Annotated in this window: 1 protein-coding gene; it reads left to right on the forward strand. The window is 64.2% G+C overall.

Annotated elements, in window-relative coordinates:
* The coding region (locus tag J9611_RS21625; protein ID WP_211883399.1) for an ImmA/IrrE family metallo-endopeptidase at nt 1-302 on the forward strand (302 nt) is incomplete at both ends.

Raw genomic sequence — 302 nt, forward strand, 5'->3', positions numbered from 1 at the left:
ACCCCCAGCAACTACGGGGATTTCCTGATGCAGCGCGTGGCCACAAACTACTTCGCCGCGGCGCTCCTGCTGCCGGAACAGGCGACGGTCGAGTTCCTGCAGAAGGCCAAGGCCGCCAAGGAAATCGCGGTCGAGGACATCCGGGACGCCTTCGCCGTCTCCTACGAGACCGCCGCGCACCGCTTCACCAACCTGGCCACCGAGCACCTGGACATCCGCACGCACTTCCAGAAGACCCACAAGAGCGGCATCATCTACAAGGCCTACGAGAACGACGGCGTGACGTTCCCGCAGGACCACAC

Source organism: Pseudarthrobacter albicanus (assembly GCF_018224015.1).
Classification (GTDB): domain Bacteria; phylum Actinomycetota; class Actinomycetes; order Actinomycetales; family Micrococcaceae; genus Arthrobacter; species Arthrobacter albicanus.